General features: G+C 39.4%; 16 protein-coding genes and 1 tRNA gene. 8 read left to right on the top strand and 9 right to left on the bottom strand.

All coding sequences use genetic code 11. The annotated features are described in order from the left end of the window. Nucleotides 1-85: 85 nt before the first annotated feature. From dnaE to JP36_RS03975, 7 genes are all read right to left on the bottom strand, one after another. A complete protein-coding gene (dnaE, locus tag JP36_RS04005) occupies nt 86-3559 on the bottom strand; it encodes a DNA polymerase III subunit alpha (RefSeq protein WP_039172190.1) in 3474 nt (1157 codons plus the stop codon). Nucleotides 3560-3634: 75 nt separating this feature from the next. Continuing rightward, a complete protein-coding gene (locus JP36_RS04000) occupies nt 3635-3889 on the bottom strand; it encodes a BolA family protein (RefSeq protein WP_039135023.1) in 255 nt (84 codons plus the stop codon). Nucleotides 3890-3909: 20 nt separating this feature from the next. Beyond that, complete coding sequence (locus JP36_RS03995; protein ID WP_039172187.1) at nt 3910-4245, bottom strand: STAS domain-containing protein; 336 nt, start codon at nt 4243-4245, stop codon at nt 3910-3912. Between the two features lie 25 nt (nt 4246-4270). Further along, on the bottom strand, nt 4271-4894 hold the full coding sequence (mlaC, locus tag JP36_RS03990) for a phospholipid-binding protein MlaC (protein ID WP_231924164.1): 624 nt from the start codon (nt 4892-4894) through the stop codon (nt 4271-4273). A gap of 46 nt (nt 4895-4940) precedes the next feature. Next, nucleotides 4941-5450, bottom strand: coding sequence for an outer membrane lipid asymmetry maintenance protein MlaD (gene mlaD, locus JP36_RS03985; protein WP_039172185.1), 510 nt, complete (start codon nt 5448-5450; stop codon nt 4941-4943). Between the two features lie 16 nt (nt 5451-5466). Further along, entirely contained in the window at nt 5467-6228 is a 762-nt protein-coding gene (mlaE, locus tag JP36_RS03980; protein ID WP_039172248.1) for a lipid asymmetry maintenance ABC transporter permease subunit MlaE, read from the bottom strand. Between the two features lie 20 nt (nt 6229-6248). Next, nucleotides 6249-7043: an ATP-binding cassette domain-containing protein gene (locus JP36_RS03975; RefSeq protein WP_039172182.1), complete on the bottom strand. Its 795-nt coding sequence runs from the start codon at nt 7041-7043 to the stop codon at nt 6249-6251. A 139-nt stretch (nt 7044-7182) separates the two neighbouring features. On the opposite strand from JP36_RS03975, the gene lptC reads away from it, so the two are divergent. The 8 genes from lptC (at nt 7183) to JP36_RS03935 (ending at nt 11950) form a co-directional block, all read left to right on the top strand. Further along, complete coding sequence (gene lptC, locus JP36_RS03970) at nt 7183-7737, top strand: LPS export ABC transporter periplasmic protein LptC (protein WP_039089141.1); 555 nt, start codon at nt 7183-7185, stop codon at nt 7735-7737. Further along, a complete protein-coding gene (gene lptA / locus JP36_RS03965; protein WP_039172180.1) occupies nt 7718-8236 on the top strand; it encodes a lipopolysaccharide transport periplasmic protein LptA in 519 nt (172 codons plus the stop codon). Before lptC ends, lptA begins: the two co-directional genes overlap by 20 nt. A gap of 9 nt (nt 8237-8245) precedes the next feature. Next, the gene (lptB, locus tag JP36_RS03960) at nt 8246-8971 is read left to right on the top strand and encodes an LPS export ABC transporter ATP-binding protein (protein WP_013746238.1); all 726 of its coding nucleotides are present in this window, start codon (nt 8246-8248) and stop codon (nt 8969-8971) included. Nucleotides 8972-8985: 14 nt separating this feature from the next. Further along, nucleotides 8986-9501 (top strand): PTS IIA-like nitrogen regulatory protein PtsN, encoded by a 516-nt coding sequence (gene ptsN / locus JP36_RS03955; protein ID WP_039172178.1) that lies wholly within the window; start codon nt 8986-8988, stop codon nt 9499-9501. Nucleotides 9502-9534: 33 nt separating this feature from the next. After that, nucleotides 9535-10404: an RNase adapter RapZ gene (gene rapZ, locus JP36_RS03950; RefSeq protein WP_039172175.1), complete on the top strand. Its 870-nt coding sequence runs from the start codon at nt 9535-9537 to the stop codon at nt 10402-10404. Between the two features lie 14 nt (nt 10405-10418). Next, nucleotides 10419-10495, top strand: a tRNA-Arg gene (locus JP36_RS03945). A 33-nt stretch (nt 10496-10528) separates the two neighbouring features. Then, nucleotides 10529-11014 carry a tRNA adenosine(34) deaminase TadA gene (tadA, locus tag JP36_RS03940; RefSeq protein WP_039172172.1) on the top strand — a complete coding sequence of 162 codons (486 nt, stop codon included), beginning with the start codon at nt 10529-10531 and terminating at the stop codon, nt 11012-11014. Nucleotides 11015-11122: 108 nt separating this feature from the next. Then, nucleotides 11123-11950 carry a class II glutamine amidotransferase gene (locus tag JP36_RS03935; RefSeq protein ID WP_039172169.1) on the top strand — a complete coding sequence of 276 codons (828 nt, stop codon included), beginning with the start codon at nt 11123-11125 and terminating at the stop codon, nt 11948-11950. A gap of 90 nt (nt 11951-12040) precedes the next feature. Here JP36_RS03935 and JP36_RS03930 read toward each other — a convergent pair whose 3' ends face one another. Continuing rightward, nucleotides 12041-13030, bottom strand: coding sequence for an amidohydrolase family protein (locus JP36_RS03930; RefSeq protein WP_013746467.1), 990 nt, complete (start codon nt 13028-13030; stop codon nt 12041-12043). 255 nt (nt 13031-13285) lie between these two features. Continuing rightward, on the bottom strand, nt 13286-14611 hold the full coding sequence (locus JP36_RS03925) for a sodium-dependent transporter (protein WP_039172167.1): 1326 nt from the start codon (nt 14609-14611) through the stop codon (nt 13286-13288). Nucleotides 14612-14741 lie beyond the last annotated feature (130 nt).

Raw genomic sequence — 14741 nt, 5'->3', positions numbered from 1 at the left:
ATACCAAGTGAGTTTTTGTTATAAAATCCGCACCTACATAGTTAATATCAAGAATAATTTTTAAGGTGCGGATTCGTTTTTCTTTTTAGTCAAACTCCAACTCAACTTGCTCTTCGCCGATAAAAGCGGTTAAATCGGAAATGAGATCATCGTGTGGTGTAATACGCCATTCGATACCTAAAGTGAGCATTGCACGACCTTTCGGACTGTCATAATAGATATGAACCGGGATTGTGCCTTGTGCATAAGGGGTTAGGATCTGTTTAAAGCGTTCGATAAAGTCGTTATTTAACTGCTTTTGTTTAATCGCAATCGCTAAACTTTTTACTACACGTTGACGAATCTCTTCTAGTGTATTGAGTTCTCTGGCTATCATTCGGATACCGCCGGTGAAATCGTCAGGAATAACTGATCCGCTAACGATAACAATATGATCTTTTTGGATTTTTTCTTCAAATTGCTCTAAAGCATCAGAGAATAGAGTAATATCCATTCTTGCCGAGCGATCATCTAGAGTTAGAATTCCTAAACGATTACCTCGTTTAGTAACCAGTGATCGGAAATTAACTACTAACCCTGATACGGTGCAGCTTTCGCCACGACGAGTGACACTCACTTCTGATAAACGATTGCCATAGTGTGATAACTCTTTCACATAACGGCTGATTGGATGGCTACTTAAATATAATCCCAATGTTTCTTGTTCACCATCTAACACCATTTTTTCTGTCCATTTAGGGGCATTGGCGTAAGCTTGTTCTACTTGGTTCGGTGAACTTGCCAATACACCGAACATATCTGTTTGTCCTAATGCTTCATCTTTGGCGTGCTGATCGGAGGCTTTGAGGGCATCTTCTAAATTTAGTGCAATTGCAGCACGGTGTGGCCCAAGTTTATCTAATGCGCCAGCTTTAATCAGATTATCAAAGGTGCGCCGATTAATTTTGCGTAAGTCCACTCTAGCACATAGATCAAACAGATCACGAAATAGTCCACCCGATGTTCTAGCTTCAATAATATTTTCAACGGGAGCTTCTCCCACACCTTTAATTGCGCCTAAGCCATAAACGATTTCTCCCTTTTCATTCACACTGAAACCGTATTTTCCGGTATTAATATCGGGGGGAACAACTTTTAAACCCATTCGCAAACTTTCATCGTAGAAATTGACGATCTTTTCCACTTTATACATTTCTGATGTCATTACTGCCGCCATAAATTCAGCAGGAAAGTGAGCTTTTAGCCAAAGTGTCTGGTAGGAAACCAGTGCATATGCGGCAGAATGTGATTTGTTGAAACCGTAACCGGCGAATTTTTCCACCAAATCGAAAATTTTCATTGCTAATTCACCGTCAACACCGTTTTTAATTGCTCCCTCTTTGAAAACAGAACGTTGTTTTGCCATCTCTTCCGGTTTCTTTTTTCCCATTGCTCGGCGTAATAAATCCGCACCACCTAAGGTATAACCAGCAAGCACCTGTGCAATTTGCATTACCTGTTCTTGGTATAAAATAATGCCGTAAGTTGGTTCTAAAATTGGTTTAAGGGATTCGTGCTGATATTCAGCATCTGGATAGGAGATTTCTTCTTCCCCGTGTTTACGGCGAATAAAGTTATCCACCATTCCGGATTGTAATGGTCCCGGACGAAATAGTGCCACTAATGCGATAATATCTTCAAAACAGTCAGGTTTTAAACGACGGATTAAATCTTTCATTCCGCGCGATTCCAGTTGGAATACCGCAGTTGTTTGCGCATCTAGTAGCAATTTAAAGGATTTTTCATCATCCAATGGAATATGGTGAATATTGATTTCCGGTTTACCCTCACGGCGCATACGTTCATTAATCATATCAACCGCCCATTGGATAATAGTGAGCGTGCGTAAGCCTAAAAAGTCGAATTTGACCAAGCCGGCATATTCAACATCACTTTTATCAAAATGAGTAACAGGATGTTTACCTTCGGAATCACAGTAAATTGGCGAAAAGTCGGTAATTTTGCTTGGTGATATAACCACACCACCGGCGTGTTTCCCTGCATTTCGGGTAACTCCCTCTAATTTACGCCCCATATCGATCAGTGCTTTAACCTCTTCATCGCTGTTGTAAACCTCGACTAATTTAGGTTCGGCATCAAATGCTTTTTGTAAAGTCATACCGGGATCAGGGGGAATCAGTTTTGCAATGCGATCAACAAAACCATATGGATGACCAAGCACTCGTCCAACATCTCGAATTACTGCTTTTGCTGCCATAGTACCGAAAGTGATAATTTGCGATACAGCATCCCGTCCATACATTTGTGCCACGTGTTCAATTACGCGGTCGCGACCATCCATACAGAAATCGACATCAAAATCCGGCATTGAAACACGTTCTGGATTTAAGAAACGTTCAAAAAGCAGATCAAATTGCAGCGGATCAAGATCGGTAATTCTAAGGGAATAAGCCACTAAAGAACCGGCACCGGAACCTCGTCCCGGTCCAACCGGAATATTGTTATCTTTTGACCACTGGATAAATTCCATCACGATTAGGAAGTAACCGGGGAATCCCATTTGGTTGATTACTTTTAGTTCCGTTTCCAAGCGTTCATCATATTTTGCACGTTTTTGTTGTCGTTCCTGTTCATCAGGGAAAAGAACAGCTAAACGTTGCTCTAAACCGGTTTTTGCCTGTTGAATTAGGTATTCCTCAGTGCTTAATTTTCCGGTCGGGAATTGAGGTAGAAAATATTGACCTAAGCGAATGGTAACATTGCAACGTTGTGCAATGTAAACACTGTTTTCGAGCGCCTGTGGGAGATCGGCAAATAATTCGCACATCTCCTGTTCACTACGGAAATATTGTTGTGGACTATATTTTTTCGGGCGGTTAGGATCATCTAGCGTATAGCCATCGTGAATAGCGACACGGATTTCGTGAGCTTCAAAATCATCCTCCGTAAGAAACATTACATCATTAGTCGCAACTAGTGGAATTTGGTGTTGCTCCGCTAAGTCGACCGCCTGTTGCAGATAATGTTCTTCATCATTACGACCAGTGCGGCTGATAGAAAGATAAAAATGATCTGAAAAATGACGTTGATAAAAAGCTAGGCAGTTCTCCGCAGAATTTTGATTTCCTCTCACGAGAAACTTACCAACATCACCGTCTTTGCCACCGGAAAGGATAATAACACCTTCAGCGTGTTCAATCAGCCATTCTTTGTCTATCATTGGATACTCACGATAACCGCGCTGATAAGCACGGGAAAGCAATAAAGTGATATTTTGATAGCCGACATTGTTTTTGGCGAGCAGTGTTAGAGAGAACGGTTCATCCGGAAGCTCTTCGCTATTGACTAAAACATCCGCACCAACAATTGGTTTAATGCCTTTACCTAAGGTTGCACCATAAAATTTCACTAAACCACAGAAGTTAGTAAAATCGGTTAATGCCATTGCCACCATTTGTTGCTTTGCACATTCATCAACCAATGTTTTTATTTTGGTTAGCCCATCAATCATTGAGAAATCGCTATGAATGCGCAAATGAACAAATTTCGGTGATGACATAATTTTTCCTAAAGATGATTCTACATTAGAAAGGTGCGAATTCACGCACCTTTCTGCATAAATTAATGAGAAATATTATAGATTAAAAAAGAGCTTTTCACGTTTCCATTTATCAACGGTAAAGGTTTTGATGGTTAATGCGTGAATAGCATTGCTGGCAAGATGCTCCATTAATGGTGCGTAAATCATTTGTTGTTGTTTAACACGTGATAAATCAGCAAACTTATCGCTAACTGCAATCACATCATAATGGGCATTTTCACCACGCACATAAACTTCATCTAAATTAAGTGTTTGTTTTAATAATTGTTCAATTTCTTTTGGATCCATAAATGTTCTCTAATTATTGATTAAATTAAATATTGGTGTAACCATTGATCTAATGAAAATAACGCTGCCAGATTTTTGCATTGTTCCGGTAGATTAATTAATCGCACTTTTTCAGCCGGATTCAATAGCAATAATTCAGTCAGTAAAGCAAAACCGGCGGAATCAATATGGATGATTTGTTGTAAATCCCAGGTTATCTGTTGACAGCTTTGCAAATTAGCATTCTCTTTCAAGCTGAACTGCTGACGTTGTCGCCATAGTTGTGGCACAGTTTCACGATTTAATATGCCGTTTAAGGTAACAATAGCCTGTTGTTCAACCTGCTCCAGTTGCCAGATTAAATTATCATCGCTCATCCAAAATCCCTTAATGGCTGAAATTTTATTTTTTATCTAAAGTTATCGGCATACTTGCTGATTTTGCGATCTGAGCAGTGAGTGCTTCAATACCCTGTTTGCGTAGTACACTACTCCACTCATTTTTCTTAGTTTCAACCATACTCACGCCTTCAACCGCCATATCGTAAGCTTGCCATTGATTAATTTTACTGTTTTTACGCCATTTGAAATCCAATTTAATTGGAGCAGCACCGTTATTTTGTTCAACGGTAACACGAATATTGACAATATTTTTACCGTCAACAGGTTTTTCAGGTTCTATGGTAACTTTTTGTCCATTATAAAAAGTTAAAACTTGAGCATAAGCTTGTTCTATGTAGTTGCCAAAAGTCGTGAAAAATTGCTCACGTTGTTCCGATGTTGTAGTTTTAAAGCTTGAATTGCCTAAAACTAATGAACCGGCATATTTAACGTGAATATAAGGCATTAAATCTTGTTTGACAATAGTACGTAAATAGTTTGGATTTTGCTTAATTTTGTTCTGATTTTGTGTAATATCAGCAAAGAGTTTATCAGATGCTTGATGCATTAGTTGATAAGGATTTTGTTCGGCATTGGCAAGACAACTGACCAACATTAAAGTGGTGGTGATTAATGACCAAGCCATTTTTTTGAGATAGCGTTGTAACATATTTGTTCTCCTTTAAGATAATTTATTCTTTATTTGTTTCGCTTGATTCTGTGGCGGAATCATTGGATTTTTTATCACCATAGATAAATTGCCCGATTAAATCTTCCAGCACCATTGCTGATTTGGTATCAACAATTTTGCTACCGTCTTTCAACATCGGGGTTTCTCCATCATCAAAACCGATATTTAAAGCAATATATTGTTCACCCAATAAACCGGCGGTTTTGATCGATAATGAACTGTTATCCGGAATTTGATTATATTGTCGCTCAATCACTAGCGTTACTTTTGGTAAATAGGTGGTTGGATCCAATTCAATTTTATTGACGCGACCGACAACTACACCACCAATTTTCACCGGCGCTCTTACTTTCAGACCGCCTATATTATCAAAAGTTGCCTCTACACGGTATGTTTGTGATTCACTAAAATTTTGAATATTGGCCACTTTCAAACCTAGGAAAACTAAGGCGGCAATGCCTAATAATAAAAAAAGCCCAACCCAAAATTCATATTTCATTGTGTTTTTCATAAATTGTCCTTTTTGATTAACTTCCGCCGAACATTAATGCAGTTAAAATAAAATCTAATGCCAATACCACTAATGAAGACTGTACTACAGTTTTGGTCGTAGCTTGGCTGATACCTTCTGAAGTTGGTAAAGCATTGTAGCCGTTAAATAATGCGATCCAAACTACGCTGAGTGCAAAACATAAACTTTTAATGATGCCATTACCGATGTCTTTGCCCCAAACAACAGCGCTTTGCATTACCGACCAGAAACTACCGCTGTCAACACCTTTCCAGTCAACGCCGACTAAAGAGCCACCCCATATGCCCACAGCAGTAAAGATTAAGGCAAGTAATGGCATTGCAATCATTCCCGCCCAAAAACGAGGAGCAATAACACGCCTTAAAGGATTGACTGCCATCATTTCTAGTCCGGAAAGTTGTTCTGTTGCTTTCATTAAACCGATTTCCGCCGTCAATGCAGAGCCGGCTCGACCAGCGAAAAGCAATGCTGTTACCACTGGCCCAAGTTCACGTAACAGTGATAAGGCAACGAGTTGCCCTAAGCTGGTTTCAGCAGAAAAATCGACCAAAATAACATAACCCTGTAAACCAAGTACCATCCCGATAAAAAGGCCGGAAAGCACAATAATCAGCAAGGATTGTACGCCTAACACATATAACTGTTTGACAACTAAAGGAAAATTTTTTCTAAACTGAGGGACACCGATTAATGCACCATAAAGCATTAAGGCAGATTTCCCCAACGTGCGCAACCAATGAACGCCACGTTTTCCCATCCACTCAATAATTGTGATTTTCACTGAAATAATTCCTCTTCATAGTTTTGTGCCGGATAGTGGAATTTCACTGGACCATCTGCTTGTCCAGATAAAAATTGAACCACACGTGGATCTTGGCTCTGCCGTAGTTGTTGAGGCATACCTTCCGCAATAATTTTTTGTTCCGCCACGATATAAGCATAATCGGCGATACTTAAAACTTCTGTGACATCGTGCGAAATAACAATAGAAGTTAGATTCAAGGTTTGATTTAATTTTTTGATTAAATCAACAATCACCCCCATACTGATTGGATCCTGCCCGGTGAAAGGTTCATCATACATAATTAAATCTGGATCTAACGCAATTGCACGAGCTAGTGCGGCACGACGAGCCATTCCGCCCGATAACTCATTCGGCATCAAATTTGCTGCGCCGCGCAAACCGACAGTTTCTAATTTCATTAACACCATTTTGCGAATAATGCTTTCCGGCAGTTTGGTATGTTCACGAATAGGAAAAGCTACATTTTCAAAGGTGGTCATATCAGTAAATAATGCACTTGATTGGAATAACATTCCCATCCGTTCCCGAACTTTATAAAGTGCTTTGTCGGATAAATTACAAATACCTTGTCCGTCGAACAGAATTTGACCTTGCTCCGGAATTAATTGACCGCCGATGAGTTTCAATAAAGTCGTTTTACCAATTCCGGAAGGTCCCATAATAGCGGTGATTTTGCCCTGCTCGATTTTTAGGTTTAGACCGTTATAAATCGTTCTTTCACCGCGTTTGAAAATGAGATCTTTCACTTCGATAAGAATATTTTGCATTTATTTTGTGCCTTATGTTCTTGATCGTAAAGTTGCTATTTTAACAGAAGAAAGTGTTTTGTTGAAAAATAACTCATTAATAACGATTTTATGCTATTATTTTGCGGCTAAAAATTTTACTGAAAAAGGTATTTTGTTTATGTCCATTCGTTGGAATATTTTACTTGCGGTGATCGTATTTGCTTTGTTGGCGTGGCTTTATTCGCTACAGCATAATAATGTGCCAACCCTAGTGAAAGATGATTCCGCACCAGAATATATCGCCAAACAGATGACAACAACAGTATTCGGTCCGACAGGATCAATCCAATATCAGGCACAATCAAGTAATGTCGATTATTTTAATAATGATAAGACCGTATTCAGTCAGCCGATACTGTATGTTTATGATGAAAATCAGATAAAAACTTGGCGTTTACAGGCAGATACAGCCACATTGACGGATAAGGATAAATTGACTTTACAAGGCAATGTAAAATTGCAAAGTTTAGTTGAAACTTCAAAATTACAGACGATTGATGCAGAGAGGGCGTTTGTCAATTTAACGACACAGGATATAACATCTGATACAATGGTGACCTTGACTGGGCTGAATTTTACCAGTCAAGGAAAAGCGTTGGATGGCAATTTGAGAAAAGAATCCGCAACATTAAAAGAACAGGTTAAAACATATTATGAAATCCAAAAAAATTAATTTTGCTTTTGCGTTACTCGCTTTATTTGTCAGTTATTCGGCAAATGCGTTGACTGGTGATTCCGAGCAGCCTATTAACATCGAGTCGGATAATCAGTCATTAGATTTAACCAATAATGTTGTGACTTTTGATACCAATGTAGTGATTACGCAAGGTAGTGTCAAAATTGATGCTGATAAAGTGGTGATTACTCGTCCAAATGAGAAAGATAAAGCCAAAAATAAGAAAGAAACCGTAGATGCTTATGGTAAACCAGTTAAATTCCAACAAAAATTGGATAATGGCAAAATGGTTTATGGTAATGCCGATAAAGTACATTATGATTTAGGAAAAGAGTTTTTAACGCTTATCGATAATGCACAGTTGAAGCAAGAAGATAGCTGTATTAATGGCGACATCATCACTTATGATGTGAAAAAACAACAGTTGAAAGCGAATGGTAACGGTAATTCTCGTGTGAAAACCATTTTGATTCCAAACCAATTAAAATCGAATTAGAGCATATTTATGTCAGTTTTATCTGCTGAACAGTTAAGTAAAAGTTATAAAGGTCGTCCGGTGGTTAATGGTGTCAGTTTAACGATTAATTCCGGTGAAATTGTTGGGTTGCTTGGGCCGAATGGTGCGGGTAAAACAACAACTTTTTATATGGTGGTGGGGTTGATTAGCCACGATCAAGGCAAGATCACCATTGATAATCAAGATATCAGCCGTCTGCCGATGCATCAGCGTGCCAAGCAGGGCATTGGTTATTTGCCTCAGGAAGCTTCCATTTTCCGCCGTTTATCCGTGTATGACAATTTGATGGCAGTGCTGGAAATTCGCAAGGATTTAAGTAAAGAACAGCGTGTCGATGAATTGGAACGCTTGTTGGAAGAGTTTCATATTACCCATATTAAAGACAATATCGGTCAATCATTATCCGGTGGTGAACGCCGTCGGGTTGAGATTGCGCGTGCATTGGCAGCAAATCCGAAATTTATTTTGCTGGATGAGCCTTTTGCCGGGGTTGACCCGATTTCCGTATTGGATATTAAAAATATTATCAAAGGGTTGCGTGATCGTGGTTTGGGGGTGCTGATCACCGACCACAATGTGCGTGAAACCTTGGATGTTTGCGAACGTGCTTATATTGTGAGCGCAGGCACGATGATTGCCGATGGCACGCCGCAGCAGGTGTTAGCGGATGAGCACGTAAAACGCGTTTATCTGGGCGAACATTTTAAACTGTAACAAGTGGCTGAAATATGAAAATCACTGATTTTTTACAACCGCAAAATATTCGTACCGGTTTGCTCTGTTCAAGTAAGAAGCGAGCATTCGAGCTGATTTGCAGTTTAATCTCACCACAAACGGAAGAGAGCGAAATCACCTGTTTTGAAGCGTTGTTTAATCGAGAAAAAATGGGCAATACCGGCATCAATAACGGCATTGCCATTCCGCACGCAAAATTAGCGGTGGGTGATAAACCGGTGGCAGTGTTTTTGCAGTTGGATACACCAATAAAATATGAATCAGCCGATCATCGAGATGTTGATTTGATCTTTGCGATTTTAATTCCGGAAAGTTGTTGCTCAATTTGTTCAGCATTACTGCCCTATTTAGCAGAATGTTTTTCAGATAAGAATTTGTGTAAGCAGTTACGTTTGGCAAAAAATCCGGAAGAGGTATGGTCTATTTTTGTTGCTTTTGATCATTTGGAACATCAGGATGATCAGACGGAACAGGTTGAAGAAATCACAGAAAACGCGCAAACTAAATAAATAGGTTTTCGTTAATTGTAGGTGGATTGATTTATGGAACTTGTTATTATTAGCGGTCGTTCTGGAGCTGGAAAATCCGTTGCATTAAAAGCTCTTGAGGATATTGGTTATTATTGTATCGATAATTTGCCGTTGTTTCTTCTTCCTCAATTAATTGAAAAGTTAGGTAGTGGGCAACAGACAGTTGCGATTAGTGTTGATATTCGTAATATTCCGCTTGATTCACAAAAACTAGAATCAATTTTGGAACAACTGCCTCATTCTTGTAATACGAAAATTATCTATCTTGATGCGGATCGTAACAGTTTAATTCGTCGTTATAGTGATACTCGTCGTTTACATCCGTTGTCTAAAGAAAATCTATCGCTAGAAGGTTCGATTGATTTGGAAAAAGAGCGACTTGAACCATTGTTCCAACACGCTAATTTTATTATTGATACTACCAACCTTTCCACTCACCAGTTGGCGGAAAAATTACGGGAATTTGTACGTGGTAATGCCGACAAAGAGTTACAAATTATTATTAAATCTTTTGGTTTTAAATATGGCATTCCACAGGATGCGGATTATATTTTTGATGTTCGATTTTTACCGAATCCGCATTGGGAACCGAAATTGCGCCCTTTAACTGGTTTGGATCAACCGATAATCAATTTTCTACGTCAATATGATGTGGTACGTGAATTTATTTATTCTACCTGTAATTATATTGAAACTTGGTTGCCTTTATTAGAACAGAATAACCGTAGTTATTTGACGATTTGTATTGGTTGTACTGGTGGCAAACATCGTTCTGTTTATATTGCACAACAATTAGCAGAATACTTTAAAGCGAAAGGAAAAAATATTAAAATTCAACACAACTCCTTGATTCGTCAAGAACATAAAAACAGTACGAATTAACTCCTCAATTTTGCGAATGTGTAGCTCAGCTGGATAGAGCAATCCCCTCCTAAGGGATAGGTCGGCGGTTCGAACCCGCCCACGTTCGCCATTTTATTAATTTATCCAATTAAATCAAATAGTTATGTCTAATGAAGATCAGAAGTTTATGCAATATGCGCTAGCATTGGCGGATAAAGCGACGATGATGGGAGAGATTCCTGTCGGTGCAGTGCTGGTGGATGAGCAAGGTAATATTGTGGCGGAAGGCTGGAATCAATCGATCACTTTATCCGACCCGACTGCCCACGCCGAGATTATGGCTTTACGCCAAGCAGGGCAGAAATTGCAGAATTATCGGCTATTGAATTTAACACTTTATGTAACGCTGGAGCCTTGCCCAATGTGTGCCGGTGCTATTTTACATAGCCGCATTAAACGCTTGGTGTTTGGTGCAAGCGACTATAAAACCGGAGCCATCGGTTCACGTTTTCATCTGTTTGAAGATTATCGAATGAATCACATTGTGGAAATTACTGCCGGCGTGTTGGCAGAGGAGTGTAGTGCCAAAATCAGTCAATTCTTTCAAAAAAGGCGAGCTGAACAGAAACAGGCAAAACAAACAAACTAAAGCCTATGTCATATAACAAATTATTATTAATATCCTTACTACTCATATGTGAATTATGATTTATAATGTACAGCCTGAAATTTTAACTTTTCGTATGTAGGTTTGTTTATGTGTCAATTATTGGGAATGAATTGTAATACACCGACCGATATCGTGTTCTCATTTGAAGGGTTTCGCCGTCGTGCCGGTATTACCGATTGCCATTCAGATGGCTTCGGCATTGCGTTTTTTGAAGGCAAAGGTGTGCGCGTTTTCCGTGATGATAAACCGTGCAGCTCTTCACCGATTGCTGATTGCGTGAAGCAATATCATATCAAGTCACTCAATGTGATTGCACATATTCGTAAGGCGACACAGGGCAATGTAAATCTAGAGAATACGCATCCGTTTATGCGTGAAATTTGGGGTGAAAATTGGGTGTTTGCCCATAATGGTAATTTAACCACATTGCCTGATTTATCCGATTGCCGAGCACAACCTATCGGCACCACTGATTCTGAAGCGGCGTTTTGCTATATGACCGAGTTTTTAAAACGTCGTTATTTGCGTAAACCGAGCGAAGATGAAATTTTTGATGCTGTTTACGAAGTTAGCCAAGAGTTGTCAAAACTGGGTACATTTAATTTTATTTTATCCAATGGGCAGTTTATGATTGCGCATTGTTCAACATTTTTGCACTATCTAACACGTAAAGCACCGTTCGGTAAGGCATTCCGTGTGGATGATGACGGCTTTATTGATTTTAATGATTATGCTAAACCGGGTGATAAAGTGACTATTATCTCAACTCAACCGCTTACCAAAAATGAATATTGGACCAAAATGGCACACGGTGGCTTTGTGATGTTCAAGGATGGGGAAAAGGTGAGGGAAATTGTTGGGGTTGAGCAAGAAATTAAGGATGATGGCACGCTTGGTAATATGAAAATTGCTTAAGCGTTGAATTTGTTCCCAATGAAATGTGAAAAGATGGCGTTATATACGCCATCTTTTTTATGCCGGGGAATAGGCATATAGAACAAAATATTAATAGGGATCTAATCCTAATACTTTACGACCGTTGGTGCTGGCGATGTCGACCATCTGTTCTAAATGAGGGAAACGGCAGCCGGCGGTTAAAAGGCTAAGCTCCTGCCACATATCGCCTTCGCATAACGGCACCATATAGTCACAGATATTATCCGTACCGATTGCAACCGTAATCCCTTCCGGAATCATTTCATCCGCCGGCGTTAAGGCATTATGGAACGGCATCAAATCCTCTTTACGGTTGCTGTCAATCCACGCCATTGGACAAGCGATAATCATCATTTTCGCCTGACGCATCTTTTCATACAGTTTATAACGATATTCACGAGAGTGCGCACCGATAGAAATGCCGTGAATCGCCACAACACGCCCTTCCATTCCGTGTTCAATCGATTTATCACATAACTGTTCGGTTTCTTTCTCTTCCGGCGTATTAAATTGGTCAACGTGGACGTGCAACATTTTCCCCAAGGATTTCGCTTTATCCATCAGAATATCCATTGCTTCCAAACCTTTACCGTATTCCAACTCATCACGGTAAGGTAAGCCACCGATAATATCGACCATTTCAGAACCTAAATCGAACCAATGTTTTGCCACCGGATCGATGACGCCTTTCAGTGTTTGATTGGCGAATTTCAATTCAATGTCATTTTTATAGACTTCTCTTGCTTTGTGCGCTGCGATAATGGCGCGATCTTCACAGATAGGATCGATATCTACGAATGTGCCGAAAGCGGTAACGCCTTGCGAAATCATTAACTCGATGGCTTGGCTGAAGCGGGCGTAATAATCTTCAACGCTGGAATTACGTTTCACCTCATCCACCAAATCCCATTTTTGTTGCAGATTGCTGTTGTGATAAATATGCATTTTTTCTGGGGTCATTGTGAATGCGCGGTCTGCGTGAGCATGAGAATTTACCCAACCGCCTTTTTTGATAATTTCGTCACGCACATAGGCTTTAAAAGTACGAATATGGTTCATTGTGTTTGCTCCAGTGTTGATTTATTGGTTGAATGAGTGAAACCTGAATCGCAAGCAAAAAAAAATCCTCAATAAATGAGGATTTTAAAAATAAATAACAAACAACAATGGACTTAATTTTACCACTTGTTGATAAGCTGAGTTTGCCACGCTGTTTGTTTGATAAACTTGCATTTTTGGTTCCAGTCTATAAGCACTGGGGCGGCAGTATAAAGAGTATTCATTGAAAACTCAACCACTTTTAATTAATTATTTTTATGACAGAATTCCTTGTAAGAAAATTGCAAATATTATCAAAGGAATAACAATACCTAATAGTAATCGTAATAGCGTTGTCCAAATAGTATTTGTGGAGCAAATTTGCGATTTGATTTTATCCCAACGCCACCAAGCGACAAATAGTGTTAATAGAATTTCACCCAACGGCATCAATAGATTTTGTGTGGATTTATCCAATGCATCAAAAATATTGTAATTGAAGATTTTATATTCGCTCCAAGAACCTAAAGAGAGGGAAGCGCCAATACCAAGTAAGAAAAAGAGTACGAAAGATATTACACCGGCTTTAAGTCGGTGAAACTTAAATTCATCAATAAGAAAGCTGACTAAAACTTCAAGTAAAGAGATAGAAGAAGTTAATGCGGCTACTAATAACAAAGCAAAGAATAGTACAGCCAACAGATGTCCGAATGGCATACTAGCGAATACTGCCGGCATTGTGATAAAAGTTAAACCTGGGCCGGCACCTGGTTCAAAACCAAAAGCAAAAACTGCGGGCAGTACCATTAAACCGGAAAGAACGCAGGTCAATAATGTAAGCAGAATAACCCAAACGGATGAACTGACCAATTTTGCTTCCGGACCAACATAAGAGCCGTAGGTAATCATAATACCGATTCCCAAAGACAAAGAGAAAAATGCTAAGCCAAGTGCTTCCAACCAAGTTCTACCATCAATTTTGCTGAAATCGGGTAGTAGGAAGAACTTAATGCCTTCTATTGCGCCAGGCAGTGAAACGGCACGACCGATTAATACCAACATTAAAATCAATAAGATTGGCATTAAATATTTTGAGATACGCTCAATTCCTTTTTCCACACCGGACACGACAGTAAATAATGTGAGGAAACCGAAAATAAAGTGGTAAATAAGTGGTTGCAAAGGATCTGTAATAAAAGAGGAAAATAGATTTCCGTTAATAACCGGATCGGTTGAACCTGCAATGTTACCAGTTACTGCTTTTACTAAATAAGCAACTGTCCAACCGCCGACAACACTATAGAAAGAGAGGATAAAAAAGGCAACCAATACGCCCATAATACCGATGATAGACCATTTATTATTGCCTAATTTTCGGAATGCACCTATCGGACCTAAGTGTGTAGCACGCCCGATAGCCATTTCGGTAGCCATTAGAATTAACCCTAAAGTCAGACAGATAAAGAGATAAATTAATAAAAATGCACCTCCGCCTTGTGTGGCGGTAACATAAGGGAATTTCCACACCGCACCTAAGCCGATAGCGGAACCGGCAGATGCCAAAATAAAGCCAAGACGTGACCCCCATTGTGAACGAGCCATAAAATAATCCTCAAATGAAATAAAAAATTTGTATAAAAAGTAATGCCAATAAGTTGAACTGGAATAAGATTTAAACGGTTTATCAAAAAATCACGCTCCAACCTTGCGGCGGAGCGAGAATAGCGATAAA

The sequence above is a fragment of the Gallibacterium genomosp. 1 genome, from assembly GCF_000771875.1.
Taxonomy (GTDB): Bacteria; Pseudomonadota; Gammaproteobacteria; order Enterobacterales; family Pasteurellaceae; genus Gallibacterium.
The sequence above is the reverse complement of the archived record's forward strand: the minus strand, read 5'-3'. Positions and strand labels throughout refer to the sequence as shown.